Below are 25,115 nucleotides of genomic sequence, written 5' to 3'. Positions count from 1 at the left end.
TCCCGCATGGACGAATATGAATCAAGCAAATTCGCTCAATCGCCGGGAGAAACACCATGAACATGCAAGCGCTGGTTCTGAACCGCTATAACGGGCCGCTTGAACTGACGGAACTCTCTCGCCTAAGCGCCGGACCCGGAGAGGTGCTGGTGCGAATCAAAGCCAGCGGTTTGAACCCGCTCGACACCAAGATTCGCGCCGGTAGCGCGGCGCATGCGAAGCATCCGCTGCCGCTGGTGCTGGGTATCGACATGGCGGGCGTGGTCGAAGCAGTCGGGCCGGGCGTGGCTCAGTTCAAGGTGGGTGATGAGGTGTACGGAATGACTGGCGGCGTTGGCGGCATCCAGGGTTCGCTCGCCCAGTTCGCAGCAGTCGATGCGCGTCTGATCGCGTTAAAGCCTTCTAACCTGTCGATGAAAGAGGCCGCAGCCCTGCCGCTTGGCTTCATCACGTCTTATCAGGGAATCGTGGACAGGGCGCAATTGAAAGCGGGGCAAACAGTGCTTGTCCAAGGCGGGGCAGGCGGTGTCGGACATCTGTCCGTGCAACTCGCGCAAGCGTTAGGCGCGCGGGTTTTTGCAACGGTGAGCAAAGGCGACGCCGAACTCGTAGCACGTTATGGCGCGACTGCTATCGACTATCGAGAATATTCTGTCGAGCAATACGTTCAGGAATACACCAAGGGGGAAGGCTTCGACCTGGTGGCCGACACGGTTGGCGGAGAGACGCTGGACGCGTCTTTTTCAGCGGTCAAACAATGCGGGCGTGTCGTGAGCGCGCTCGGCTGGGGCACGCACAGCTTGGCGCCATTGTCATTCCGCGAAGCAACGTACTCAGGCGTATTCACGCTCTCCGCGCTGCTAACGGGCAAACATCGTGAGCACCATGGCGCAATGTTGCAAGTAGCAACTCAACTCGCCGAAGCGGGAAAGCTCGTGCCCCGAGTGGATCCCCGCAGTTTCGACCTGGCTAGCGCGGACCTCGCTTATCAGGCTATTACAGCCGGAACCGCCAAGGGAAAAATAGTCGTCGATGTTCAATAGCGACTAAGGCGCGCTAAGCAAAACGGCCGCGAATTCCTAACGTGATTGCACGACTTACGCCGGCCGCGCAAACCGCTTGGCGCCCACCACGCATAGCACCACGGCTGTTGCAACGGCCACCATCGGCCAGCCGACTGGCTCATGCAACAAGGTCGCGGCAAGCACGAGTCCGAAGAAGGGCTGCAGCAATTGCAACTGCCCCACTGCCGCAATACCGCCCTGAGCCAGCCCGCGATACCAGAAGACAAAGCCAATCAACATGCTGAACAACGACACGTAAGCGAGTCCCATCCATGCCGATCCACCCACGTCAGCCCAGGTCGACGGCATGGTGATCAACGCCAGCGGCGCCATGATCGGCAGCGACAACACAAGCGCCCACGAGATCACCTGCCAGCCGCCGAGCTTGCGCGAGAGCCTGCCGCCTTCGGCATAACCCAGCCCGCAGACGATGATGGCCGCGAACATCAACAGATCGCCGACAGGCGATGCGCCCGTTCCCCGGGCCAGCGCGAAACCCGCTACAAGCAAGGCGCCAAATCCGGAAAACAGCCAGAACGCCGGGCGCGGATGTTCGCCACCTCGGAGCACGCCGAAGATGGCGGTCGACAGCGGCAGCAATGCAACAAAGACAACAGAATGAGCGGCGGTGATGTGCTTCAGCGCAAGCGCGGTCAGCAGCGGGAAGCCGATGACGACGCCGCACGCAACCACCGCGAGCGAAATCAGGTCGCTTCGTTCGGGCCGCTTTTGGCGGAACACCAGCAAGAGCGCGAGTCCGAGCAAGCCCGCGATCCCCGCACGCGCGACTGTGAGGAAGACCGGGTCGAACGCCGCGACCGCGACGCGTGTCGCAGGCAATGAGCCGCTAAAAATCAGCATCCCGAGAAAACCGTTCATCCATCCGCTTGCTGTCTTGTCCATCATGCTCCCCTATTTTCAGCTAGCAGTATCAGGCCGCAAAGCATGGATTTTCCAGAGACAGTGCACTACAGTTACGGAAAACTGTATGGGTTAAAAATCAGTACACATGGAAGACACTACTTTCACCGGCACAGACTCCGGCACGCTGGTCGATCGCGTCATGCAGACAATCCGGCAGCGGATTACCGGCCGAATCCTGGCACCGGGCGCCAAGGTTCCATCCATCCGGGGCTTCGCTGAAACCTTGCAAGTCTCGAAGTCGACCGTGGTGGAAGCCTATGATCGCCTCGCTGCCGAAGGGGTCATCCTGTCGCGCCGCGGTTCGGGCTTTTACGTCGCCGGACACTTACCGCCGCTGTCGCTTGCTGAATTGGGTCCGCGCCTGGATCGCGTGGTCGATCCGTTCTGGGTGTCGCGGCAATCGCTGGAGGCCGGCGCCAACGCGCTGAAACCCGGTTGCGGCTGGCTGCCTGCGTCGTGGTTGCCGGAAGCGGGACTGCGCCGCGCATTGAGATCCGTCGCGCGCACCGACGCCGCCGTGCTGGCCGACTACGGCACCTCCCTCGGGCTCCCGGCACTGCGGCAATTGCTCGCCCGCCGCATGGCGGATCGCGGCATTGAAGCCGCGCCCGATCAGATCATCCTCACCGAATCCGGCACGCAAGCCATCGACCTGTTGTGCCGGCTGCTGCTCGAACCGGGCGATACAGTACTCGTCGATGACCCCTGCTATTTCAATTTCCTCGCCCTGCTGCGTGCTCATCGGGCCAAGGTCATAAGCGTTCCGTATACGCCGGCAGGTCCCGATATCGACCTGTTCGCGCAAGCGCTCGCGGAGCATCGGCCGCGCTTGTACATCACCAATTCGGCGCTTCATAACCCGACGGGCGCGACGCTCTCGCCGGTCGTCGCGCATCGGCTCCTGAAGCTCGCGGATCAGTCGGGTCTCACGATTATCGAAGACGATATCTTCGGCGACTTCGAGCACGAATCCGCTCCCCGCCTGGCCGCTTTCGACGGACTGGGGCGAGTCGTCCATATCGGCAGCTTTTCCAAAAGTCTCTCGGCGTCAGTACGCTGCGGTTTTATCGCGGTGCGACGCGACTGGGTCGAGCCGTTGATCGACCTGAAGATTGCGACCTCATTCGGTGGCGGACGTTTGTCAGGCGAACTCATTCTCGGCGTGCTGAAAGACGGCACGTACAGAAAGCACATGGAGAGCTTGCGAGAACGTTTGTCGCGTTCGATGGGACAAACAAGCGCGCGGCTGGAAGCACTAGGCATCGAACCATGGATCGAGCCGCGAGGCGGCATGTTTCTCTGGTGCAAGCTGCCCGGCGGACTGGATGCAACGGACGTTGCGCGCCGGGCGCTGGCCGAGAACGTGATCCTTGCGCCGGGCAATGCGTTTAGCGTCGCGCAGTCCGCAAGCCAGTTCCTGCGCTTCAACGTCGCTCAGTCGACAGACCCGCGCGTTTTTACTGTGCTGGAAACAGCGATGCATGGATGACGATCGTCTGCTTTTAACGGATTAGCCGCATCATACACAGGGCGGCAACATCACCCCTGCGCCATCTTCGCCAGCGCTTCGCTGATCAACGCACGCGTCAACTCGCCCGCGGGCAGTTCTCGCCCAAGCCTCGCCGCCTGCCCCGACCAGAGGCTCGTGAAGTCGCCCCTGCCTGCTTGTTCGGCCTTGGCTTTGAGCGGTGCAAGCGCGGCGCCGGCAAGCGGAAAAGCGGGCGCCACAGCGGACAGCGGACCCAGCTCGCGAATCGCCCGATTGATGATGCCGCGTGCCGGCCGCCCCGTGAAGATGTTCGTCAGCACGGTGGAATCATCCTGGGACTCGCGCAGTGCAATGCGATGCACCTCAGGCACTTTCGCTTCCGGACAAAACAGATACGCCGTGCCCATTTGCACAGCCGATGCCCCTAATGCCAACGCAGCGACAATGCCCCGCGCGTCGGTGATGCCCCCTGCCGCGATCACGGGAACAGAGACGGCATCAACGACTTGCGGCACCAGCGCAAACGTGCCGACCTGTGCAGCGTAATCCTGCGTCAGGAAATTTCCACGATGCCCGCCCGCTTCAACGCCCATCGCAATCACAGCGTCACATCCGTGCGCTTCGAGCCAGCGCGCTTCTGCCACGGTCGTTGCCGACGCTATGATTTTCGCGCCCGTCGCCTTCACGCGATCGAACAAATTTTTATCTGGCAGTCCGAAATGAAAGCTCACGACCTCGGGCTTGAATTCCTCCACGATTGCGCAGAAGTCGTTATCGAACGGGCGGCGGCCAGCTGCGGGCGGCGTTACCTCGGGATCGAGTCCATACTCGACGTAATACTCCGCCAGACGCGCGCGCCATGCCAGGTTGCGCGCTGCATCGGCTTGCGGCGGAACATGACAGAAAAAATTAAGGTTGATCGGGCCACGCGTTTTCGTGCGGATCAACGCAATGCCGTCACGCGCTTGTTCCGTGGTGAGCAGCGCGCAAGGCAGCGATCCCAGGCCGCCTGCTTCGCATACGGCTATGGCCAGTTCAGGCGTGCCGGGCCCTGCCATGGGGGCCAAGACAATAGGTGCTTCAATACCAAACAAGTCCAGAATCCGACGATCGCGCCACGTGCTCATGTTCTTTTCTCCTTGATGATAGTCGCGGCGCCTGAGTGACTTGAAATCATTCGTTGCGCATGGATTTGCACTGCGCGCAGCGCCGCTGCACCAGGCGCAAAGCTTAGCAAGCTTTGAAGAAGCAAGCGGCGCTTTGATGTGATAATTGCTATCACTTTTCCCGATATCGAGGGTCGACATGGACGCAGCCGATTTACGCATATTCGAGTCGGTCGCGCGAAACGGCAGCATGAATCGCGCAGCCCTGGAACTCCATACTGTTCAGTCGAATGTGACAGCGCGGGTTCGCTTGCTGGAAGAAGAATTGGGCGCACCGCTCTTTCACCGGCATCATCGAGGCGTGGAACCGACGGCCGCCGGCCGCAGGCTGCTGCCTTTCTCCAGACAGATGGCGCGGTTACTCGACGACGCGCGCAGCGCAGTCAAAGACGACGGCGTCCCGCACGGACCGCTGATCCTCGGTACGTTGGAGACTACCGCCGCGCTGCGCATGCCTGACGTACTCGCCTCGTTTGCGCTGGCTTATCCGCAAGTGGACATGGTGTTGCGGACCGGGACCACGGCAAGCCTGATCGACGATGTGCTGCAGTATCGGCTCGACGGCGCGTTTGTCGCGGGTCCGGTGAATCACGACGATCTGTCCACCGAGGTCATGTTTCATGAGGAAATGGTGCTTGTGACAGCGCGGCATATTCGCTCTATTGCTGAGCTTGCGCGGTTGGGCGATGTAAAAACGATCGTGTTTCGAATCGGATGCTCGTACAGGACACGGCTGGATATCGCGCTGGCGCGGCACGGTTTGAGAGTCAGCACCCCGCTGGAATTCGGCTCTCTTGACGCCATGCTGGGTTGCGTGGCAGCGGGCGTAGGTGTGACGCTGCTGCCGAAAGGCGTAGTCGCAACAGCGTGGCGCGAAGGCCGTGTCGCCGTGCATGAGCTCGCGCCCGAAGATGCTCGCGTCGACACATTGTTCGTGCGTCGCCGCGACGTTTATGCGACCACCGCGCTTAACGCTTTTCTCGGGATTGCGCGTCCGGTTGAAGCCTCCATGCCTGCGCTTGTCGTTGCTTGAACAAAACGCTTGAGTGACCCGCTTGAGCAATGGGGGCTCGAGCTTAAGTGACCCCGCTCAACCGTGATCGCGGAAGACTTCCTTCGCAGCGAACAGGCCGTTGAGCGCCGCCGGGAATCCCGCATACACCGCCATCTGCATGATGGTCTCGACTATCTCGTCGCGGCTAAGACCCACGTTAAGCCCCGCAGCAATATGAACCTTGAGCTGAGGCGTTGCATTGCCCATTGCAGTCAGTGCTGCGATGGTGGCAATTTCACGAGCACGGATGTCGAGGCCCGGTCGCGAATAGATGTCGCCGAATGGAAATTCAAGCAGGTAACGCGCGAAGTCCGGCGCAATATCCGCAAGCGAATTGATAACCGTTTGCCCTGCTTCTCCGTCGATCTCCGATAACACCCGCTTGCCTCGTTCTAGGCGACTTTCCTGATCCGCTTGGCGTTCGATCGTGTCTTGCATTTTTCAGTCCTCAATTGAGTGTGGGTGTAACCGGCTATTTTTTCGTCGAGGACGAGAAGGCATGCCTGCAGTTCTGCCACTCTGATTCTTACTTGATCGCGATGTCCCGCTAGCAGCGTGCACCGGGCTTCCTCGGTTGCCGCACCTTGTGCGCGAAGCCCGGCATAACGCAGCATCTCCTGAATCGACATGCCGGTCGTTTTAAGCCGGCCCAGAAACTCGATCCACGTCAGGATGGAAGCGTCATAAACACGTTGACCCGTGTGGTCCCTAGGCGCGAACGGCAGCAGTCCGATCCGTTCGTAGTAGCGAATCGTATGGGCCGTGAGGCCCGTCCGCTCGGCGATGTCACCTATCTTCATGGCTGCGTTCTCGTTTCGACATAAAGCATGGTAGGACTTAGAGCGCACTCTAAGTCAAGCGGTTTTCGGCATTGTGCCGCTAGCACGGAATATGGGTCGCTGGCATTGCAACAAGTGGATAGGCTTAGCGCCGAAAGTTCACGTACCATACGGCGTGTGCCGTACTGGCTAGCCGCATTTCTTCATCGTCGCTTATTCGAATAATCTCTACAAAGACGCGGACCATGGAATACGTCCTTGTGTTAACCGTCGGCGTGGCAGCCGGCATGTTGAGCGGAATCATCGGCACGGGATCTTCAATGATGCTCATGCCCGTTCTCGTGATTCTGTTTGGACCGCAGCAGGCCGTCCCCATCATGGCCATCGGCGCGATCATGGGAAATTTTGGCAAGATTGTCGCGTGGTGGCGAGAGATCGACTGGCGCGCTTGCGGCGCGTATTGCCTGACCGCTGTTCCGGGCGCCGCGCTGGGCGTTCACACGCTGTTATCGTTGCCTGCCCGCGCGGTTGAAATAGCCCTGGGCGTATTTTTTGTAGCCATGATCCCCACCCGCCGATGGCTCGCACGACGCTCGATAAAGTTCAGCCTTTTGCACCTTGCACTAATTGGCGGCCCGGTTGGATTTCTGACCGGCATCGTTGTTTCCACGGGTCCGATTACCGTACCTGTTTTCACGTCTTATGGACTGGAACGAGGCGCTTTTCTCGCTACAGAGGCCGCCGGATCGCTTGCCGTGTATGGGACCAAGATTGCTGCGTTCAAGGAGTTTGGCGCACTGCCGGCGGGTGTTGTGTTTCAAGGCCTGATCGCGGGATCGGCGTTGATGACCGGATCGTTTTTCGCGAAGTCGATTGTCGTGCGCATGGCGCCATCGACATTCAAATTGCTGGTCGACGGACTCATGCTGTCATCTGGCCTTTCGTTACTTTGGGCCGCAGCCGGCCAATAGTTGGCGAGCGTGCTGCTAGCCGCGAATCCGCGCTTAGGCTCAAGTACCATGCTTGCGCTTCCTTCGATGCGAGCGGCGCTATTCATCGCCTAATGGTCGGGCGCGTGGCGCTCGGCGCAATGCGCACCGGCTTGCGGGTGGTGAACAACGCCTCGTTGCTTGAGCGCCGCATGTCGACGCGGAAAACGAATTTCGTGGCGTAGAGCGTTCACAACGGTAGCGAGGCGCGATAACTTCACGGTTTCGACCACATCAAGTTTTCATGCTCACCGATGAAACCTTCGACCCAATCGCTCTCGCGGCAAAGACGACGCCTTTTACAACTCGCTGCGGGGCTGCCGATTTTTTCCAGTATCTGGGAACCGTTGCTTACGCCCGCGCACGCGGCGGTAGCGTCCAATGCGCTTTCTCGCGTTCGCCCTGGTGATCCGGATTGGCCGTCGGAGTCGCAGTGGAATGCGCTTGGCAAGCAAGTCGGCGACGCACTGATCAAAGTCCAATCGCCGCTCACGGCTTGCGTGAACGCGCCTGACAGCGCCGCCTGCCAGCAGCTGTTCAAGGAACTCAAGAACCCGTATTTTCTCAGCGATGAAGTTGGCCTGACGCAAACCCTCGGTTGGGTCGACGCGTGGACATCGACACCCAGTGTCTATGCTGTGGCCGCGCGCAATACGACCGATGTAGTCGCTGCCATCAACTTCGCACGCCGTAATAATTTGCGGCTTGTCGTAAAGGGGGGCGGACACAGTTATCAAGGCAATTCGAATTCGCCGGATTCCCTGCTGGTCTGGACGCGAAGAATGAATAGCATCACTGTGCAAGACGCATTCGTCGGCACGGGATGCCAGGGGCACGCCTCGCCAGTGCGAGCAGTGACGGTCGGCGCCGGCGCGCTCTGGGCGCACGTCTATGATGCCGTCACCACGCAGGCGGGCGGTTACGTTCAAGGCGGCGGCTGCTTGACGGTTGGCGTAGCCGGGCTGATCCAGAGCGGCGGGTTCGGCAGCTTTTCCAAAGCCTACGGGCTGGCGGCGGGAAGCCTTCTCGAAGCCGAGATTGTTACCGCGGACGGCGTCGTCCGCATCGCCAACGCCTGCACAAATCCCGATTTGTTCTGGGCGCTGAAAGGCGGCGGCGGTGGCAGCCTGGGCGTGGTCACACGGCTGACGCTGCGGGTCCACGAACTACCCGAAACTTTCGGCGCCGTGAACATGACGATCAAAGCTGCGTCGGCGCCTGCATTTCGGCGCCTAATTGGACTGATGGTGGACTTTTACCATCGGGAGCTCATGAACCCTCACCGGGGCGAGCAGATCCGGTTTCGCCGTGACAATGTCCTCGCTATATCGATGGTGTTCCAGGGGCTCAGCCGCAGCGAAGCACAATCGGTCTGGCAACCGTTCATGGACACGCTTGCCGCAGCGCCTGACGATTTCAAGGCCGACTTCCCTCCATTGACTATCCTCGCCCTTCCGGCCCGCACTTTATGGGCCCCAGCGATGCTGAAGAAATTGCCCGATCTCATTAGCACCGACGACCGGCCGAACGCGCCTGTAGACAATGTCTTCTGGTCGGGCAACACGGGAGAGGCCGGACAAGTGCTGCACGGCTATGAGTCTGCGTGGCTCCCTGCCGCCTTGCTGCAAGACGATCAGCGGCAAACGCTGGCCGACACGTTGTTTGCCGCCAGCCGGCAATGGGGCGTGTCGCTACACCTCAACAAGGGCTTGGCAGGCGCGCCGGCCGAGGCCATCGCGGCGTCAAGGGACGCCGCCACGAATCCGGCGGTGCTTGACGCGTTTGCGTTGCTTATCGCAGGGATGGAAGGGCCGCCCGCTTATCCCGGCATCCCGGGCCACGAACCGGATACCGGCGCAGCACGGCGCAATGCGCAAGCCATCGGCCGCGCGATGGATGAAGTGCGCAAGCTGGTTCCGAACCCCGGTTCTTACGTCGGTGAAAGCAATTTCTTCAACGCGAATTGGCAACAGGCCTTCTGGGGATCGAATTACAGCAGGCTGCTCACCGTAAAAGATCAGTATGATCCCGAAGGCTTGTTCTTCGTTCACCACGGCGTAGGAAGCGAACGCTGGAGCGCCGACGGTTTCACGAAACTTGTATAAGACCGTGACCGGTTGAACAGTTAAACGCACGCTACTCGAGATGCCCTGCCTCCCCTTTTAGAGTCACTTAAACGATGCCATCCAATACAAAGCGAGCGTCATCAGATGAGGCATACGAGCCTGGGGCGCCGCATCGAAGGCTTGCTCTGGATGAAAACCGGCATGTCATCACGCATGGTCTCAAGACCCACTTCTGGCAGGACATTTACCACATCGCACTGACGGTCGGCTGGCCGTTGTTCTTTGCAGTCGCCGCACTGCTCTTTCTTCTTCTCAACTTCGGATTCGCGTTGCTGTACCTGCTGGGACATCACGCTATCGCGAACCAGGCTCCCGCCGGTTTGCTGGGCGCGTTCTTCTTCAGCGTGGAGACGCTTGCAACCGTCGGCTATGGCGACATGCATCCGGATACCGTCTACGGCCATTGCGTCGCGACACTCGAAATCTTCGTCGGCATGTCAGGCATTGCGTTGACGACCGGCATGATCTTCGCGCGATTTTCGCGGCCCCATGCACGTATATTGTTTGCGAAGCGCGCGGTAGTGCGCCCTATCGACGGTCGCATGACACTCATGGTCCGCGCCGCCAATGCACGCCAGAACGTGATCGTGGAAGCGAAGGCACGCATGCGCCTGATGCGGTCGGAGACCACGCCCGAAGGGTTCTATTTTCGCAAGGTGCTCGATCTTCCGCTGATCCGCGAACAGCATCCGATCTTCCTGCTCGGCTGGAGCCTCATGCATGTCATCGATGAAGAAAGTCCGCTCTTTGGCCAGACGCTGGAGTCGCTCAAAGCGAGCAATGCCGAGTTAATGCTCATGGTGGAAGGCCTCGACGAAACCACGGCGCAGCCCATGCAAGCACGGTATGCATGGCCGCCCGAATGCATTCTTTGGCAACATCAGTACGTCGACTTGATGTTTGAGCAGGACGGCGAGACGCATCTCGACTATGGCAAATTTCATGATGTCGCGCCGCTCTGAAAGAGTCGTTGATTCGGTGCGCTTTAGCTGGAACTGATCTGGTGGTTCCTACAATCACTGTATCTGTCACACTGATTTCCTGACGGTTAAGCTAGAGCACGCTATTCCTCTTGCCATCTCTTGCCATTCTGCCAAGGAAGCAACCATGACCGCCGCCAACAAGACCGTGCGAATGTTGACCCGATATAAGGCCTGGGCCAACGATCTCCTCTTCTCCATGCTGAAGGACATGCCGTACGAAGAGGTTGTCCGGCCACGGCAGACACGCTTCGGCAACATGGTCCACACCCTTAACCACATCTACGTCATAGACGCCGTTTTCCAGGCCCATCTGCAGGGACGTGAACATGGATACTCGGCACGCAACACGCCGACTCATCCGTCTCTGGAAGAACTCCGGCAATCGGTCCGCACGCTAGACCAGTGGTATGTTGATTTCGCCGCGGATCTATCGGCTGATGATCTTGACCGGTCAATTCACTTCAAGTTTATTGGCGGTGGCGAGGGTGTCATGACCTGCAACGAAATGATCCTGCACGTGGTCAATCACGGCACTTATCATCGCGGCTTTGTCGGCGACATGATGTATCAGGCCGGCGTCACGCCCTCTGCCACCGACCTTCCCGTGTTCCTGCGCGACGTGGCGCAAGACGCTTAACATGCATGCGTCTATGCGCGGTCGGGTGATCCAAGCCGCTTGATCCGAACCGCCGTGTAACTACTCACCTTGCTTAGGCGATGAAACGGCCCAACGCCGCTGCATCGCTTCTACAAGATGTCGCCAAAGGAATTCAGCAGCTGGAGAGAGGCGCCGGCCGACCCGCCGTATTGCCTGGCTGCTGAATTCGCGCGCTATCGGATGCTCCAGTTCAAGTGCAACCAGACGTCCCGCTTCAAGGTATTGCCGCGCCGCATCCGTCGACATGAACGCTACGCCCAGTCCCGCTGCAGCAATGGCCTGGGCGGCCGAGAAAAGATCGCAGCGATACGATGGCGTCAGGTTCAGCCGCTCTGCTCGAATGATGGCATCGAGATATTGCTGGGCGCCAAAACGCTCGGGCATGAAGATAAGCCGCTGATCGCGCAACTGTTCAAAGCGGATACGCCGCTCACCCGCCAACGCATGTCGCGGACTGACGAGCGCACAAAATTGCGCCGCCCGGAACGTGCGCGAACGTATGGCCGGGTCGCTGCCACCGCCCGCGCATAAGCCGAGATCGACGTCATCGTTGCGGACCATTGCGATGATTTCAGACGTTGCGCCGCTACGCAGTTCCACTACGATGTCAGGAAACTGCAAGCTAAAACCTTCAAGCACGGTGGCCAGCAAATTCTCGACGAACCCCTCGCCCACGCCAATGCCCAACCGTCCGCGCCGCAGGCTCCTGAAATCTTCCAGTTGTGCCAGCATGTCCGCGTCGCGACGGCTACTCTCGCGGAAATGTTCGACAAGACTGAGCCCGATCTCCGTCAGCACGGCGCGCCTGCTGCGCCGCTCCAGCAGCACCACGCCGTGGTCGCGCTCGAGTTGCGCCACTTGCCGGCTGATCACGGAACCATTAATGGCTAGCGCGTCAGCCGCGGCGCGCACGCCGCCGTGCACATCGATTTCATGCAGATAACGCAGGCTCCGGGCGCTAAGCAAATTCTCGCGCGCAGGCGTATTGTCTTTAGCCATATTCTTGTCTGTTGACATGCAGATCAACATTATCGGTCAGTGAACATCATTGATTAGCGGATTTTGCAGCAGAATACTCCCCCACTGGATTTCTTAAAGAGAGACACCCATGACCATGGAAAATACCAAGGGCTTTTGCTCACTGGACGACACAGCAGATCTGCGCGATGAACTAAGCGATATCCGTCATCGCCTGCATCAGAATCCGGAGCTCGCGTACAAGGAGTTTCAAACCTCCGACCTCGTTGCGCAAAGCCTCGAAAGCTGGGGTTACACGGTGACGCGTGGCCTGGGTGGAACTGGCATGGTTGCTTCGCTGACAGCGGGTTCGGGCACCCGCGCGGTCGCCGTTCGCGCCGACATGGATGCATTGCCGATTGCTGAAGAAACCGGTTTGCCGTACGCCAGCCGCAACGCCGGCCTGATGCACGCGTGCGGCCACGACGGCCACACCACCATGGTCCTGGGCGCGGCACGCCACCTTGCTCGCACGCGCGCATTCAACGGTACGGTTCATCTCGTGTTCCAGCCCGCCGAAGAAATCGGTGCGGACAGCGGCGCGATGCGCATGATTGCCGATGGATTGTTCGAACGCTTCCCCTGCGAGGCAATCTTTGGTTTGCACAATCATCCCGGCTATCCAACGGGCACATTCATGTTTCGCAGCGGCCCGTTCATGGCGGCATCGGATACGGTCAACATCACGATTCATGGTCGAGGCGGCCACGCAGCGCGCCCGCATCTTTCCGTGGATCCGGTGGTCATCGGCGCGGGACTGGTGACCGCGTTGCAGACCGTGGTTGCTCGCAGCATTGACCCGACGCAAACAGCCGTCGTCACGGTTGGGGCCTTTAACGCGGGGCATGCGGCCAACGTGATTCCTGAGTCGGCACGTTTGCAGCTCAGCGTTCGATCGTTCGACCCCGCTGTGCGCGAGCTGCTTGAAGCGCGTATCCGCGCGCTGACGGAAGCCCAGGCAGGCGCGTATGGCGCGCGCGTGGAGATTGAGTACGTGCCGGGTTATCCGGTCGTCATCAACAGCCAGGCCGAGACGGAATTGGCGTTGCAGGTGGCGCGCGAACTGGTTGGCGACGATCGGGTTGTCGATAACTTCGGCCCTATCGCCGGTAGCGAAGATTTCGCTTATTACCTGCAGAAGAAGCCGGGATGTTTCCTGCGCCTGGGCAACGGTGAAGGCGCGCCAATGCTGCATAACGCGTCCTACGACTTCAACGACGACAACCTCACTGTCGGCGCGGCCTACTGGACTCGTCTGGTCGAGCGTTTTCTCGCGCGGTAGGTTTCGTGCGAGCAGGTCGGTAGCACTTCGGTGACAACACAAATCTTGGGTGCTGCGCGATGTTTCGGCATCGCGCTTAAGCCGCGCGCCGGACCCAAGCGTTCACGGGACATCCATGTCAGTCATTACTGCCCAGCCTGCTAAAGCGGTATCGCAAAGCAAGATCGTGATTGCCGCGATTGTCGGCAACCTGCTTGAGTTTTACGATTTCACCGTCTATAGCTTTTTCGCGCTCACGATCGCGAAGCTTTTCTTCCCGGCGCATGACCCCGTTGTGTCCACGTTGCTCGCGCTGTCCGCGTTTGCAATCGGTTTTGTCGCGCGCCCCGTTGGTGGTTTCGTGCTGGGTCACTATGCGGACAAACGCGGCCGGCGTGCTGCGCTGACCCTGACCATCTTCCTGATGGCGATCGGTTCGGCCATGATCGGTTTGGCGCCGAGTTATGCAAGCATTGGCCTCGCCGCTCCGGCTCTGATCATCTTTGCCCGGTTGCTGCAGGGCTTCGCGCAGGGCGGGGAATTCGGCGCTGCCACCGCGACGCTGCTTGAGACAGGAACAGCCAAGGGCCGTGGTTTTCGGGCTAGCTGGCAGCTCGCGAGCCAAGGCGCTGCTGCGCTGATGGGCTCGGGCATTGCGGCATTGCTGACGTACCAGTTAAGTAGTGAACAGCTGCTCGACTGGGGATGGCGCGTACCGTTCCTGATCGGCACGCTGATCATGCCGGTTGGCGTGTATTTGCGCCGGCATATTGTGGAAGAGCCTTTGAAGCAGGCGCAGGCGGCTAAGGCAAGTCTGGAACCGGGCCTCGTGCACAAGTGGTTCCTGACTGTATTTGCGATCATGGGCATGACGGTGGCGACTTACGTCCTCATGTATTACATCCCCACTTATTCGATCCAGTACCTGAAGATGCCGGCCAAGCTTTCCATGCTGGTGTCGATCTGCGCGGCGATTGTTTCGCTGACGTTGTGTCCGCTTTGGGGTGCGTTATCGGACAAGATGCAACGTCGCAAGCCGCTGATCCTGGTGGGGCGCATTGCGTTGATCGTGCTGCTCTATCCGGCGTTCTGGTTGATGAACCAGTTTCCTTCGTTGCCGGTTATGGTTGGGTTGATTGTGCTGTTGATGTTGTTCTATACGATGGGGTCGGCACCGGCGTATGCACTCATGCCGGAGAACTTTCCGAAGCATGTGCGCGCGGGATATCTGGCGAGTGCTTATGCGGTGGCAGTGTCGGTGTTTGGTGGCTCGGCGCAGTTGGTGGTTGCTTGGTTGATCAAGGTGACTGGCAATACGATGGCCCCGGCGTGGTACATGATCGGGTGCGTGGTTGTTTCGTTGATCGCTGTTTCTATGCTCGATGAGACTGGTGGGCGGGAATTGAACTAGGGTGGGGCGTTGGCACTTGCTTTGGGGGGCGTTAGGTCGCGGGGTTACGGTCCGGGCTGTGCTGGGGTTTTGCGTTAGCGGTCGGGATCTATGCCGGGTTGCTGCTTTCCAGGTACGTGCGGGTTCGGTGTCAGCTGATTTCTTTATCACTATTAGCCACTGTGCGTGGCGGCACGTCATTTCTTTGTCCAAAGCGACAAAGAAACGAAGCAAAGAAAACGCTTTCAACTCTCTAAAAATTAAGTGTCCACAGCGTGCAGTTTTGATTCATGGGTGCCCCAAAAGCACGGTGCTCGCCAGAGCCACGGATGTGTGAACCCCTCCTTCTCGCGAATCCCGACAGTAAAACGCTGCGCCCCGTACGCTCTCGGGCAAGCACCAGTGTTCCACGGACCGGCACGACCTCACGCGCTTTTATGGGTGTGGTTCTTCGCGGGTTAACTCGTCGGTTCGCGCTGTTATTTCGGGTGTAAGGCCTTACCACGTTCTGCAGCACCGTTTTTCGACGGGTTTTCAAATGGTTCGGCATGCATACAAATTTGGAGGTTGGTTTTCCGCGGATAGCGCGGGGCGCTCCTTGGGCGGGTTCAGTCGCCAGTGCTTGCCCGAGAGCGTACGGGGCGAAGCGTTTTACTGTCAGGATTCGCGAGAAGAAGGGGTTCAAACATCCGTGGCTCTGGCGAGCACCGTGCTTTTGGGGCACCCATGAATAGAAACTGCACGCTGTGGACACTTAGGGTAGTGCTGTTAAAAGCGTTTTCTTTGCTTCGTTTCTTTGTCGCTTTGGACAAAGAAATGACGCGCCGCCACGCGCAGTGGCTAATAGTGATAAAGAAATCAGCTAACACCGAACCCGCAAAAACCTGAAAAGCAGCAACCCGGCAATGAACCAGACCGCTAACGCAGAACCCGTGCAACCAGCATCTTCCCCGTCCACCCCAGAACCCACCCCCCGTCCACCGGCGCGAGCGCCCCCCATCCTAGTATGCGGTTTCGTTGCGCCGCGGCTTGCACCGTTTCCGCTCCCGGCCCTAAGCTCGACTACACAATATCAGAGCCGAACCGGCCAGAATTAGTTACCACTACTTAGGTGACCAAATCGGTAGGAGACAATCATGACAATGCGAGCAGTTGGCCTGGTACAAGTAGCACTCGTTCTCGTCCTACTGGCGAGTTGCGGAGGCAACGGCTCAGACGGAGGTGCAGTTTCTTCCGGCACGCCCGACCCCGGCATCGCAAAAACTACCGTACGCTACGCATTGCCACCCATGGGCTGGAACTCCTGGAACACATTCGCATGCAACGTAAACGAAAGCGTCATCAAGTCAGTGGCGGATACGATCGCCGCAAGCGGCATGGCCGCAGCGGCTATACACACGTGACCCAAGATGACTGCTGGGTAGGCGGATCTGATCAGACGCGCGGACGTGCAGCTCTTTAGCAAGCGCCCAGCCGGGCGAGCCGTATTCAAGGTCACCTGTCGCGGTTTCATGCTGAACAAAAATCACCGGAACGCTAGCGGCACGCGCTCGTGAAGTGAGTTCGTTGATGCGGGAAAATACATCCCCCGACATTGCGGGTGAGGGAGTCGGCCGGAACAGGCCTTCCTGAATATCGATCACGATCAGTGCTGCAACCATTTTTCGCTCCCGAAAAAACGGTGGGCTAGCTGACATGACGCTGTAGAAAACGCTGTAAAAAGCTGATCCCCTCAGATAAAAAAACTCCGGCCGAGTCCTTTATCTATAGGAAGTCGAGCCCCGCCGTACCGGCTAAGGGCTCGCGCCATGGAACCACTAATGCTTAGTTCGATGCTGGTGCCGGAGCCGCTGCCGCAGGCTTATGCTTACGCGGCCCGCCGTGCTTCTTCCCGTGGTCATTCCGGAACAGCGGGTCTGCAATCTTCTTCTGGTCATCAGACAGCGTGGCGTAAAGGGCGCTGAATGACGCAGCCAGCTTTTGCATATTGTCCGCGTGCAGTTGAGCCAGCTCGGCGTAGGACTTCATCGCGTCGTCTGCATTCTCCGAAGGCAGTTTGTGCGCACGATCACGGAAGGCCTGATCGGTCTTGGTCGCGTTGTCACGCATCGTTTGCGCAAAGGCATCCCACTGTGGCGCCTGCTGACTCGTGATCTTCATCTGCGCGTGCAGGTCGTCGATTCGTTTCTCCACGAAGTCTGCGTGCTTCTGTGCATGGCTCATCGGCGCCGAAGCAGCCGCGTCGCTAGCTGCCGTGGACTGCGCCCAGGCGGACGTCGTGAAGCAGGCAAGCGCCAGCAATGCAGGTGCAACAGCAATACGAAAGGATGGTTTCATGTTGGAAGTTTGAATTGAGTTGTTAGATTCGCGACGTTTATATAAGACGCGTTGTGGTCATGTTGCCGGCCAAAGTACTCGTGAAATCAATGTACTGTCAGCGAGGTCGGCAGGCTCAGGATGACAAGCTCAGTACTCAGTAACCTGGCGGATAACTATTCGGGTAATAAGCGACGCCCGGCGGAGGCGGGGGCGGCGGAGCTGAATAGACCACTGGAGGAGGCGGTTGCGTGGCAGCACCCGCGATAGCCGCACCCGCTACAACACCCAGCAGCGCGCCGACAAGCAGACCACCGCCGCCACCGCCGCCACCGCCTCGATAACCACCGCGGTTATCGCCGTGACCGCCATGGTATCCACCGCGGCCGCCGCCGTGATCATCGTGGTGCTGCGCTTGCGCCGGCAGTACGGAGGTTGCTGCGGCAATCGCTATCGCAACCGTCGCCAGCCGGCGATACAACAAACTTCGGGAACCCTGCGTCATTAAGCTCGTCTCCTTTCATGTGAGAGGTGAAGTGTCTGCATCGATAACCGCGGCGAGATTACCGATGAAGGACGATCGGGGCCGGGACCACCGGCGATCGCATGCAGAGGAAGAGTCACTCCACCGTGATTGCATGTCAGCTTAGCCCCCATAACTTACAGTTCCATCGCAGCCATCGCAGCATTAGCGACGAGCCCCGTGCATCTGATAACACCCGGTTCGAAAAAGTTTCCAAAGCGATGATGAATAGCCGATGTGTTTGCGGACCTTCATGACCTGAACGAGATCCGATGTGGCCGTAAGAATGCGCACGAAAGATCGCTCCTGTACAAGGCCGAACGGGCGTTCGCCCGCTCTTTTATCTCGCTAGCGAAATAAAAACCCCACGCCCGAACCGCGATGCTTTATACCCTCGGCGTGGCCGTGAATGAGGTCTCAAGCTCTTTGTTAGCGACCTATACTCTTCGCAGGCGCCGATTCGCTGGAAGGTGAGTGGCGCCACCCCGGCCTTTTCTTTGTCACTTAACTCCATACTACGTAATTGGGGGATGATGCCATGACCCGCAAATACATCGACTGTCGCGAGTTTCCTAGCGAAATGAACTGCAGCATCGCGCTATCCGCGGACTCCGATCAGGAACTCCTGGATGCGGCCGTCCAGCATGCCGTGTCAGTTCACAAACACACCGACTCTCCCGAACTGCGTGCCCAGTTGAGCGCGCTGTTCCACCAAGGCACTCCGCCGGTCGAGTCACCCAGAGCCGCGTGACTCGCTGTTGCACGATCGAAACGTAGCCTTACCAAGCCGCGTCGATAAATAATAAGTATGACAAACTAATTACGTCAAAACGCCGGCCATTTCAAACGGGATGCTTTTCAAGGAGTATGTCATGGCAGTCGATCAGTCAAAACTCGATGCATTCATGGGAGGGTTTGTCCACGATCTCGGCGCCGTAATGCACGCGGCCACCGTTGTTGTCGGCGATCAACTCGGGCTTTATAAGGCGCTCGCCGCCAAGCCGCTACGCGCGGAAGAACTCGCCCAGGCAACCGAGACAGATGCGCGTTATGTCCGCGAGTGGCTAAGCGCCCAAGCCGCGAGCGGCTACGTCACTTATGATCCCGCGTCGGAATGCTTCGGCCTTAGCGAAGAACAATCTTTCGCGCTTGCCGAGGAAGGCAGCCCGGCCTTCATACCCGGCGCGTTCCAGATTGCCGTCGCACAGTTCAAGATCATCCCGAAGATGGTGAAGTCGTTCAAGACCGGACTGGGCGTTGGATGGCATGAGCACGATGTCTCGCTCTTTCACGGCACCGAGCGTTTCTTCCGTCCAGGCTATGCAGCGTATCTCGTGAACGACTGGATTCCGTCGCTTGGCGGTGTCGAAGCGAAACTGAAAAGCGGCGCACGTGCGGCAGATATTGGCTGCGGTCACGGCGCGTCCACCATCATCATGGCGCAGGCTTATCCGCAATCCACATTCGTGGGTTACGACTATCACGAGGGGTCCATTGAGCACGCGAGAGAGTCGGCGGCAACGGCGGGCGTAAGTGATGGCACGAGTGATCGCATAAGTTTCGAAATCGCTTCGGCCAGTGATTACCCGGGACGCGACTACGACTTCGTCACCATGTTCGACTGTCTTCACGACATGGGCGATCCACTCGGTGCAGCGCGTCACGTGCATGAAACCCTGGCTGAAGACGGCACGTGGATGATCGTCGAGCCGTTCGCCAACGACACGCTTGAAGGAAACCTGAATCCTGTTGGGAGGATCTTTTACTCGGCATCTACGCTGATTTGCACCCCCGCTTCACGAGCGCAAGCAGGGGCTATGTGCCTGGGCGCGCAAGCCGGCGAGCGGCGGATTCGCGACATAGTCACAGAAGCAGGCTTCCGGCAGTTCCGCCGGGCGACTGCGACGCCGTTCAATCTCGTGTTTGAGGCACGGCGATAAACCGTGCGCAGGGTTCCCGACGTTGCGTGACGCAGCCCGCACGCAACGCTACTTTTTCGCAGCGGCCGCCGTGCGCTTGGGGGCCGCCGGTTTCTTGAGCGCCGTCTTCACGACAGGCTTCGCGCGTGCGCCCGGTGCCGGTTTCTTGGCCAGCCCCTCCCTGCTCCATTGCTCAAGCAGGATCTGCGTCTGCGTGCGCACCGTCGCCTTGAGCAAGTCGCCCTTCTCTGTGTCTATCTCTTTCCATCCAAGCAATGCAAGCGTCGTGCGCGGCGCGACGTGGAACATCAGCAGTTGGCCGTGCAAACTCAGCATCCGGATCAACGTAAGCTCATCGTCAGGCTTCGCGCCGGTGATGCGAGCAATCAATCGCGTGCCAACATCGTTCAAGGGCTGCCGCACACGCCGCATCATGATGTCCGAAGCAATGGTCGGCTCATGTCCTGCCTGTTCACGCGTAAAGAAAAGACGCTGGTTGGACGTACCGCAAACCTTCACGAACATACGATCCGCAATGGCTTCCTGAATGCGAATGAAAGCATCGATCAGTACGGGGATATCGCTGTCCTTGCTCAAGACATCGGCTGCGTAAGTCACTACCGGCTCGAGCGTGACCCATGACGAGTCGGCGAGATATTCTGCACACGCCCGGTACACGCCCTCTTTATTCTCGAAGTAATACTGCAGCGCGGGCGCATTGACGCCAGCGCGCGCGGCGATGTCGCGCGTCGATGCGCCTTCGAAACCATGCTCACCAAAGGACTCGATCGCGGCTTCGATGATTCGCAGCCTTGTCTCGTCGCCTCGCACATATCCGCCGGCCGACGGACGGCGTAGCCGTTTTGTGTCGTTCATTCGTGCCTCTCACGTCAACCAAACAAATATATCACTTGACACAATTTTACCAACTGGAATAATTGTTCCGATTGGAATAATTTGGATCAAAGATGTCAACAACCGCCGGGGCGCCTCCGCACGAAGTACCGCAAGATTCCGCCGCTTCGCCCACGCGGCGATCTGGGAGACGCATGATCCTGATGGTGCTCGGGATCGTCGCGCTGATCGTGGCGGGAATCTGGCTTGCCCGCTGGTGGACAGTGGGCCGCTTTATTGAAAGCACCGACGACGCCTATTTGCAAGCCGACAGTGTCACGGTTGCGCCCAAGGTCAGCGGCTATGTCACCGATGTCTACGTCGGTGACAACGCCACGGTCAAGGCCGGCGACCCGCTGGTCAAGCTTGACACCCGCCAGTACCAGGTCGCGCTCGACCAGGCACAGGCGACCATCGCTGCACGCACTGCGGATATCCAGCGCGCGCAAGCTGACATCCTCCAGCAGCACGCCAACATTGAACAGGCCAAAGCGCAGCAGCAGGTCGCGCGAGTCAGCGCCCAGCATGCCCGCGACGAAGTGCAGCGTTACGCACCGCTCGCTGCTACCGGCGCCGAGACCAGCGAACGGCTCTCAGAGTTGACCAGCACGCGCGATCAGGCGCTGGCAACGCTAGCAGCCAACACCGCTGCAGTCGATGCCGCCGTGACACAGATCGCCGCCACCACCGCGCAGATCGCGCAGGCACGTGCCCAGCTCGAAGCCGCAGAGGCAAGCGCCCGGCAAGCACATCTCGACCTGCAGGACACGGTCGTGCGCAGCGTACTGGCCGGCAAGGTGGGCGATCGCTCGGTGCGCGTCGGTCAGTACGTTCAACCGGGTACGCGGATGCTGTCGGTAGTGCCGGTGCAAAGTACTTATCTGACGGCCAACTTCAAGGAAACGCAGGTGGGTCACATGCGCATCGGTCAGCCGGTGATCCTGCATGTGGATGCACTGCCCGGCACGGACCTGCACGGCGTAGTGGACAGTTTCGCGCCCGGCACCGGCGCCCAGTTCGCGCTGCTGCCGCCGGAAAACGCCACGGGTAATTTCACCAAGATCGTTCAGCGAATTCCCGTGCGCATTCGCATTGATACGGGGCCGGAGACACGCAGCGTGCTGCTGCCCGGCTTGTCGGTGACCGCCGACGTCGATACGCGCTCCTCGCGCGAAGGCGACGAACGCATCAAAGCCGAGAATAACCATGGCTGATGCGACCACGGCAGCGGCTGCCTTGCCTGCTGCCCCCGCGCCGGAGGAAGAGCGCGCGAGCGCGGCAGACTGGCTCGCGGTGGCGGCCGGCTCGCTGGGTGCGCTGATGGCCACGCTGGATATCTCGATCACCAACTCGGCCTTGCCGCAGATCCAGGGCGAGATTGGTGCAACCGGGACCGAGGGTACGTGGATATCGACCGGCTACCTGATGTCGGAGATCGTGATGATCCCGCTCGCGGCATGGCTCACGCGCGTGTTCGGCTTGCGCAACTTCCTGCTCGCCAATGCCACGCTGTTCATCGCGTTCTCCATGATGTGCGGATGGTCGCATAGCCTGCCCATGATGATCGCCGGGCGCATTGGCCAGGGCTTCGCGGGCGGCGCAATGATCCCGACGGCGCAGACCATCATTCGCACCCGCTTGCCACGCTCGCAGATGCCAGTGGGCATGACCATGTTCGGCCTGATCGTGTTGCTGGGTCCTCTGCTGGGACCGGTGCTCGGTGGCTGGCTTGCAGAGAACATCAGCTGGAGCTGGTGCTTCTTTATCAACCTGCCGGTATGTATTGCGCTGATCACCTTGCTGATCGTTGGACTGCCTTCAGATCGTCCGCAATGGAGTACGTTTTTCAAGGCGGACTGGGTTGGCATTATCGGCCTGACAATTGGCCTGAGTTCGTTGACCGTGGTGCTTGAAGAAGGGCAGCGCGAGCGCTGGTTCGAGTCCAGCACGATTGTCTCGCTGACCTGCGTGTCGCTGGTGGGCATGGTGCTCATCACCATTTCGCAACTCGCCGCGAAGCGGCCAATCATGCGTCTGAGCCTGATGCGCAATCCGCGTTACGCAAGCGTCATTGTGATTGTGTTTGCGGTCGGTGCGGGGCTGTATGGCGTGTCGTATTTGCTGCCGCAGTTCCTTGGCATAGTGTCCGGATATAACGCGCAGCAATCGGGCGCGATCATGTTGATATCGGGCGTACCGGCGTTTCTCATCATGCCGATCCTGCCGCGCATTCTCGGCAAGCTCGACTTTCGCATGCTCGTGATTGGTGGGCTGTTGCTGTTTGCGTTGAGTTGCATGCTCGATATTGACCTGACAGCGCAGAGCGTCGGCCACGACTTCTTCTGGTCGCAACTCATACGCGGCTTTGCGCAAATCCTCGCGCTGATGCCGTTGAACCAGGCGTCCATGGCGGCGGTCTCGCGCGAAGATTCCGGCGATGCAGCCGGTCTTTACAACATGGCCCGCAATCTTGGCGGCTCCGTTGGGCTCGCGATCATTGGGACCGTTATCGATCGGCGCACGACCTTCCACACAGCGATGATCCGCGAGTCGCTGACCGCCAACTCGCTGGTGGGACAGGAGCGCCTGACGTCGAGTGCTGCGAACTGGTTCGCGCAAACCGGTGACATGGCCTACTCCAAGATGCGTGCGCTCGGTCAGATCGCGGCGCAGATCCACATGCAAGCTACTGTTATTACGTACTCTGAAACGTTTTATCTGCTCGGTCTTGCGCTGCTTGCCTGCGTGCCGCTTGCGCTCCTCCTGAAGACTCCGCGCGGCCCCGTTTCGACTTCCGCCGGCCATTGACGGCAAAGACACTATCCACGATGTTCGATCGCCCTACCGCCCCCTTTTTACTGACGCTGCTGGCATCCGTCTGCGCACTCTCGGCCTGCACCGTCGGCCCCGACTATGCCGGCGCGCCGCAGGTTGCGCCCGACGCGACCCATGCTTCCAACTTTGTCCGTACACCCGCGGCCGGTATGGTCTCGACACGCGCGCCGAGTCAATGGTGGCTGGCGCTCGACGATCCGCAACTGAACACGTTGATCAACGCCGCGCTCGCCGATAACCCGGACGTTCACGCGGCGCAAGCGCGTTTGCGCGAAGCACGCGCGCAGTTGCAGCACCAAAAAGCGAATGGCATGCCGACCGCTTCTCTCGACGCCGCCGCGTTGCGCATGCGCGAGCCCAACCTGAGTTCGCTGTCCTCTTCTCAAGGTAGCTCGGGCAGTTCATCTTCTTCCGGCGGAGGACCGCTGCAGCTCTACACGGCGGGTTTCGATGCATCGTGGGAGATCGATCTGTTCGGCGGCACGCGACGCGCGGTGGAAGCCGCGACGGCGGAAGCGGATGCAGTCGACGCCGATCTCGCCGACACCCAGGTGTCGCTCGCAGCGGAAGTCGCGCAAGCATATGTTGACCTGCGTGACGAGCAGCAACGCCTGACGCTCGCACAGCAGTCCGCGGAACTCCAGCAACAGATGCTCACGCTGACGCAGCAGCGCCGCGCACACGGCACGGCGGCCGATGTCGATGTCGAGCGCCTTACCACGCAGGTTGAGAACACCCGCGCAACGCTGCAGCCGCTGGATGAGCAAGTTGCTGAATCGCTTGATCAGCTCGCGGTATTGACGGGACAGGCCCCGGGCGCGCTTGATGAGGAGCTCTCTGCGCAGCGGCCGCTGCCGGCCTTGCCGGCGTCGGTGGCTATCGGCGACCCCGCTTCAATGCTGCAGCAACGGCCCGATATTCGTGCGGCAGAACGACGTCTTGCTTCGAACAACGCGCAGATCGGCGAGCATAAGGCTGACTTCTTTCCGAAGGTGACGTTGTTCGGTGACATCGGCTATGCCGCCGCTGATCCGGGCCACCTGGTCCGCAAGAGCAATTTCAGCTGGATTGGTGCGCCTTATTTGCAGTGGAACGTGCTGGACTTCGGGCGCACGCTCTCGAGCGTTCGCGGCGCCGAAGCATCGCGCGACGAGGCCGATGCGAAATATGCGCACACGGTGCTGGCGGCTTTGCAGGACGCCAATACTTCATTGTCGCGATATGGGCATCAGCGTGAACACCTGGCTACGCTGCAGCAAGTGCAAGCTTCTGCGGACCGTTCGCTTATTTTGGTGCGGCAGCGTTATACCGCGGGTACGTCAAGTCTCATCGATTTGCTCGATACGCAACGCACGCAGTTCAGCGCGCAGCAGAATGTGGTCTCGGGGCAAGCCGAATTGCTTAAGGATTTTGTTTCTTTGCAGAAGAGTCTGGGGCTTGGCTGGCGTCTGCAGGGGTGACGCGAGAGTTAGAGATGTCGTGGCGGCTTGGGGGTGAAGTTGGTTTTTTCGTTCGCACTTGGGGGTGGGTGGGGGCGGGGTTGCACGGGTTCTGGCGTTAGCGGTCGCGGTCTATGCCGGGTTGCACGGGTTCTGCGGTAGCGGTCTGATTCATTGCCGGGTTGCTGCTTTTTAGGTTTTTGCGGGTTATGTGTTGGCTGATTTCTTTATCACTATTAGCCACTGCGCGTGGCGGCGCGTCATTTCTTTGTCCAAAGCGACAAAGAAA

23 protein-coding genes are annotated in these 25,115 nt (G+C 59.6%); 14 read left to right on the top strand and 9 right to left on the bottom strand.

The window, feature by feature from the left end; translation table 11 throughout:
• Positions 1–56: 56 nt before the first annotated feature.
• The gene (locus ACSQ83_RS29605; RefSeq protein ID WP_436230585.1) at positions 57–1,043 is read left to right on the top strand and encodes a zinc-dependent alcohol dehydrogenase family protein; all 987 of its coding nucleotides are present in this window, start codon (positions 57–59) and stop codon (positions 1,041–1,043) included.
• A 54-nt stretch (positions 1,044–1,097) separates the two neighbouring features.
• On the opposite strand, the gene ACSQ83_RS29600 is transcribed toward ACSQ83_RS29605, so the two are convergent.
• Positions 1,098–1,967, bottom strand: a complete 870-nt coding sequence (locus ACSQ83_RS29600) for a DMT family transporter (protein ID WP_436230601.1) — start codon at positions 1,965–1,967, stop codon at positions 1,098–1,100.
• Between the two features lie 106 nt (positions 1,968–2,073).
• On the opposite strand from ACSQ83_RS29600, the gene ACSQ83_RS29595 reads away from it, so the two are divergent.
• On the top strand, positions 2,074–3,477 hold the full coding sequence (locus ACSQ83_RS29595; protein ID WP_436230584.1) for a PLP-dependent aminotransferase family protein: 1,404 nt from the start codon (positions 2,074–2,076) through the stop codon (positions 3,475–3,477).
• Positions 3,478–3,527: 50 nt separating this feature from the next.
• Here ACSQ83_RS29595 and ACSQ83_RS29590 read toward each other — a convergent pair whose 3' ends face one another.
• Positions 3,528–4,604 carry an NAD(P)H-dependent flavin oxidoreductase gene (locus ACSQ83_RS29590; protein ID WP_436230583.1) on the bottom strand — a complete coding sequence of 359 codons (1,077 nt, stop codon included), beginning with the start codon at positions 4,602–4,604 and terminating at the stop codon, positions 3,528–3,530.
• 178 nt (positions 4,605–4,782) lie between these two features.
• Between ACSQ83_RS29590 and ACSQ83_RS29585 the strand changes: the two genes are divergently transcribed.
• Positions 4,783–5,676: a LysR family transcriptional regulator gene (locus ACSQ83_RS29585; protein WP_436230582.1), complete on the top strand. Its 894-nt coding sequence runs from the start codon at positions 4,783–4,785 to the stop codon at positions 5,674–5,676.
• A gap of 57 nt (positions 5,677–5,733) precedes the next feature.
• Here the strand turns inward: ACSQ83_RS29585 and ACSQ83_RS29580 are convergent, their stop codons facing one another.
• The gene (locus tag ACSQ83_RS29580) at positions 5,734–6,135 is read right to left on the bottom strand and encodes a carboxymuconolactone decarboxylase family protein (protein ID WP_436230581.1); all 402 of its coding nucleotides are present in this window, start codon (positions 6,133–6,135) and stop codon (positions 5,734–5,736) included.
• The gene (locus ACSQ83_RS29575; protein WP_436230580.1) at positions 6,090–6,497 is read right to left on the bottom strand and encodes a MerR family transcriptional regulator; all 408 of its coding nucleotides are present in this window, start codon (positions 6,495–6,497) and stop codon (positions 6,090–6,092) included. Before ACSQ83_RS29575 ends, ACSQ83_RS29580 begins: the two co-directional genes overlap by 46 nt.
• Before the next feature lie 224 nt (positions 6,498–6,721).
• On the opposite strand from ACSQ83_RS29575, the gene ACSQ83_RS29570 reads away from it, so the two are divergent.
• The 4 genes from ACSQ83_RS29570 to ACSQ83_RS29555 all read left to right on the top strand — a co-directional run bounded on the left by ACSQ83_RS29570 (position 6,722) and on the right by ACSQ83_RS29555 (position 11,211).
• Positions 6,722–7,447: a sulfite exporter TauE/SafE family protein gene (locus tag ACSQ83_RS29570; RefSeq protein WP_414949707.1), complete on the top strand. Its 726-nt coding sequence runs from the start codon at positions 6,722–6,724 to the stop codon at positions 7,445–7,447.
• A gap of 272 nt (positions 7,448–7,719) precedes the next feature.
• Positions 7,720–9,570, top strand: coding sequence for an FAD-binding protein (locus tag ACSQ83_RS29565; protein WP_436230579.1), 1,851 nt, complete (start codon positions 7,720–7,722; stop codon positions 9,568–9,570).
• A 74-nt stretch (positions 9,571–9,644) separates the two neighbouring features.
• Positions 9,645–10,553 carry an ion channel gene (locus tag ACSQ83_RS29560; RefSeq protein ID WP_436230578.1) on the top strand — a complete coding sequence of 303 codons (909 nt, stop codon included), beginning with the start codon at positions 9,645–9,647 and terminating at the stop codon, positions 10,551–10,553.
• A gap of 145 nt (positions 10,554–10,698) precedes the next feature.
• Positions 10,699–11,211 carry a DinB family protein gene (locus tag ACSQ83_RS29555; RefSeq protein WP_414968716.1) on the top strand — a complete coding sequence of 171 codons (513 nt, stop codon included), beginning with the start codon at positions 10,699–10,701 and terminating at the stop codon, positions 11,209–11,211.
• Positions 11,212–11,271: 60 nt separating this feature from the next.
• On the opposite strand, the gene ACSQ83_RS29550 is transcribed toward ACSQ83_RS29555, so the two are convergent.
• Entirely contained in the window at positions 11,272–12,231 is a 960-nt protein-coding gene (locus tag ACSQ83_RS29550) for a LysR family transcriptional regulator (protein WP_436230577.1), read from the bottom strand.
• 115 nt (positions 12,232–12,346) lie between these two features.
• On the opposite strand from ACSQ83_RS29550, the gene ACSQ83_RS29545 reads away from it, so the two are divergent.
• On the top strand, positions 12,347–13,531 hold the full coding sequence (locus ACSQ83_RS29545) for a M20 aminoacylase family protein (protein WP_436230600.1): 1,185 nt from the start codon (positions 12,347–12,349) through the stop codon (positions 13,529–13,531).
• A gap of 115 nt (positions 13,532–13,646) precedes the next feature.
• The gene (locus ACSQ83_RS29540) at positions 13,647–14,921 is read left to right on the top strand and encodes an MFS transporter (RefSeq protein WP_414949698.1); all 1,275 of its coding nucleotides are present in this window, start codon (positions 13,647–13,649) and stop codon (positions 14,919–14,921) included.
• Between the two features lie 1,325 nt (positions 14,922–16,246).
• Here the strand turns inward: ACSQ83_RS29540 and ACSQ83_RS29535 are convergent.
• From ACSQ83_RS29535 to ACSQ83_RS29525, 3 genes are all read right to left on the bottom strand, one after another.
• On the bottom strand, positions 16,247–16,561 hold the full coding sequence (locus ACSQ83_RS29535; RefSeq protein WP_436230576.1) for an isochorismatase family protein: 315 nt from the start codon (positions 16,559–16,561) through the stop codon (positions 16,247–16,249).
• 163 nt (positions 16,562–16,724) lie between these two features.
• On the bottom strand, positions 16,725–17,201 hold the full coding sequence (locus tag ACSQ83_RS29530) for a Spy/CpxP family protein refolding chaperone (RefSeq protein WP_414949694.1): 477 nt from the start codon (positions 17,199–17,201) through the stop codon (positions 16,725–16,727).
• Positions 17,202–17,373: 172 nt separating this feature from the next.
• A complete protein-coding gene (locus ACSQ83_RS29525) occupies positions 17,374–17,721 on the bottom strand; it encodes a hypothetical protein (RefSeq protein WP_414968715.1) in 348 nt (115 codons plus the stop codon).
• A gap of 556 nt (positions 17,722–18,277) precedes the next feature.
• Here ACSQ83_RS29525 and ACSQ83_RS29520 point away from each other — a divergent pair.
• Positions 18,278–18,490 (top strand): DUF1059 domain-containing protein, encoded by a 213-nt coding sequence (locus ACSQ83_RS29520; RefSeq protein WP_436230575.1) that lies wholly within the window; start codon positions 18,278–18,280, stop codon positions 18,488–18,490.
• Positions 18,491–18,611: 121 nt separating this feature from the next.
• Positions 18,612–19,679, top strand: a complete 1,068-nt coding sequence (locus ACSQ83_RS29515) for a class I SAM-dependent methyltransferase (RefSeq protein ID WP_436230574.1) — start codon at positions 18,612–18,614, stop codon at positions 19,677–19,679.
• A 48-nt stretch (positions 19,680–19,727) separates the two neighbouring features.
• Here ACSQ83_RS29515 and ACSQ83_RS29510 read toward each other — a convergent pair whose 3' ends face one another.
• Complete coding sequence (locus ACSQ83_RS29510; protein WP_436230573.1) at positions 19,728–20,534, bottom strand: CerR family C-terminal domain-containing protein; 807 nt, start codon at positions 20,532–20,534, stop codon at positions 19,728–19,730.
• A 92-nt stretch (positions 20,535–20,626) separates the two neighbouring features.
• Here ACSQ83_RS29510 and ACSQ83_RS29505 point away from each other — a divergent pair, with 92 nt between their 5' ends.
• The 3 genes from ACSQ83_RS29505 to ACSQ83_RS29495 are packed head-to-tail and all read left to right on the top strand — an operon-like array spanning position 20,627 to position 24,847.
• Positions 20,627–21,766: an HlyD family secretion protein gene (locus ACSQ83_RS29505; RefSeq protein ID WP_436230572.1), complete on the top strand. Its 1,140-nt coding sequence runs from the start codon at positions 20,627–20,629 to the stop codon at positions 21,764–21,766.
• Positions 21,759–23,360 (top strand): DHA2 family efflux MFS transporter permease subunit, encoded by a 1,602-nt coding sequence (locus tag ACSQ83_RS29500; RefSeq protein ID WP_436230571.1) that lies wholly within the window; start codon positions 21,759–21,761, stop codon positions 23,358–23,360. Before ACSQ83_RS29505 ends, ACSQ83_RS29500 begins: the two co-directional genes overlap by 8 nt.
• Before the next feature lie 20 nt (positions 23,361–23,380).
• A complete protein-coding gene (locus ACSQ83_RS29495) occupies positions 23,381–24,847 on the top strand; it encodes an efflux transporter outer membrane subunit (RefSeq protein WP_436230570.1) in 1,467 nt (488 codons plus the stop codon).
• The last annotated feature ends 268 nt before the right edge of the window (positions 24,848–25,115 follow it).

The sequence above is a fragment of the Caballeronia sp. LjRoot29 genome (genome assembly GCF_964252755.1).
Classification (GTDB): domain Bacteria; phylum Pseudomonadota; class Gammaproteobacteria; order Burkholderiales; family Burkholderiaceae; genus Caballeronia.
This window is presented reverse-complemented; position numbering and strand designations above follow the sequence as displayed.

What these genes read in the sequence shown, in the direction of transcription:
- ACSQ83_RS29565 (WP_436230579.1), top strand. Translation starts at nt 7,720, where the DNA reads ATGAAACCTTCGACCCAATCGCTCTCGCGGCAAAGACGACGCCTTTTA.
- ACSQ83_RS29500 (WP_436230571.1), top strand. Translation starts at nt 21,759, where the DNA reads ATGGCTGATGCGACCACGGCAGCGGCTGCCTTGCCTGCTGCCCCCGCG.
- ACSQ83_RS29550 (WP_436230577.1), bottom strand. Translation starts at nt 12,231, where the DNA reads ATGGCTAAAGACAATACGCCTGCGCGCGAGAATTTGCTTAGCGCCCGG.
- ACSQ83_RS29510 (WP_436230573.1), bottom strand. Translation starts at nt 20,534, where the DNA reads ATGAACGACACAAAACGGCTACGCCGTCCGTCGGCCGGCGGATATGTG.
- ACSQ83_RS29575 (WP_436230580.1), bottom strand. Translation starts at nt 6,497, where the DNA reads ATGAAGATAGGTGACATCGCCGAGCGGACGGGCCTCACGGCCCATACG.
- ACSQ83_RS29585 (WP_436230582.1), top strand. Translation starts at nt 4,783, where the DNA reads ATGGACGCAGCCGATTTACGCATATTCGAGTCGGTCGCGCGAAACGGC.
- ACSQ83_RS29515 (WP_436230574.1), top strand. Translation starts at nt 18,612, where the DNA reads ATGGCAGTCGATCAGTCAAAACTCGATGCATTCATGGGAGGGTTTGTC.
- ACSQ83_RS29555 (WP_414968716.1), top strand. Translation starts at nt 10,699, where the DNA reads ATGACCGCCGCCAACAAGACCGTGCGAATGTTGACCCGATATAAGGCC.
- ACSQ83_RS29580 (WP_436230581.1), bottom strand. Translation starts at nt 6,135, where the DNA reads ATGCAAGACACGATCGAACGCCAAGCGGATCAGGAAAGTCGCCTAGAA.
- ACSQ83_RS29605 (WP_436230585.1), top strand. Translation starts at nt 57, where the DNA reads ATGAACATGCAAGCGCTGGTTCTGAACCGCTATAACGGGCCGCTTGAA.
- ACSQ83_RS29525 (WP_414968715.1), bottom strand. Translation starts at nt 17,721, where the DNA reads ATGACGCAGGGTTCCCGAAGTTTGTTGTATCGCCGGCTGGCGACGGTT.
- ACSQ83_RS29570 (WP_414949707.1), top strand. Translation starts at nt 6,722, where the DNA reads ATGGAATACGTCCTTGTGTTAACCGTCGGCGTGGCAGCCGGCATGTTG.
- ACSQ83_RS29505 (WP_436230572.1), top strand. Translation starts at nt 20,627, where the DNA reads ATGTCAACAACCGCCGGGGCGCCTCCGCACGAAGTACCGCAAGATTCC.
- ACSQ83_RS29495 (WP_436230570.1), top strand. Translation starts at nt 23,381, where the DNA reads ATGTTCGATCGCCCTACCGCCCCCTTTTTACTGACGCTGCTGGCATCC.
- ACSQ83_RS29520 (WP_436230575.1), top strand. Translation starts at nt 18,278, where the DNA reads ATGACCCGCAAATACATCGACTGTCGCGAGTTTCCTAGCGAAATGAAC.
- ACSQ83_RS29535 (WP_436230576.1), bottom strand. Translation starts at nt 16,561, where the DNA reads ATGGTTGCAGCACTGATCGTGATCGATATTCAGGAAGGCCTGTTCCGG.
- ACSQ83_RS29560 (WP_436230578.1), top strand. Translation starts at nt 9,645, where the DNA reads ATGCCATCCAATACAAAGCGAGCGTCATCAGATGAGGCATACGAGCCT.
- ACSQ83_RS29600 (WP_436230601.1), bottom strand. Translation starts at nt 1,967, where the DNA reads ATGGACAAGACAGCAAGCGGATGGATGAACGGTTTTCTCGGGATGCTG.
- ACSQ83_RS29545 (WP_436230600.1), top strand. Translation starts at nt 12,347, where the DNA reads ATGGAAAATACCAAGGGCTTTTGCTCACTGGACGACACAGCAGATCTG.
- ACSQ83_RS29590 (WP_436230583.1), bottom strand. Translation starts at nt 4,604, where the DNA reads ATGAGCACGTGGCGCGATCGTCGGATTCTGGACTTGTTTGGTATTGAA.
- ACSQ83_RS29595 (WP_436230584.1), top strand. Translation starts at nt 2,074, where the DNA reads ATGGAAGACACTACTTTCACCGGCACAGACTCCGGCACGCTGGTCGAT.
- ACSQ83_RS29540 (WP_414949698.1), top strand. Translation starts at nt 13,647, where the DNA reads ATGTCAGTCATTACTGCCCAGCCTGCTAAAGCGGTATCGCAAAGCAAG.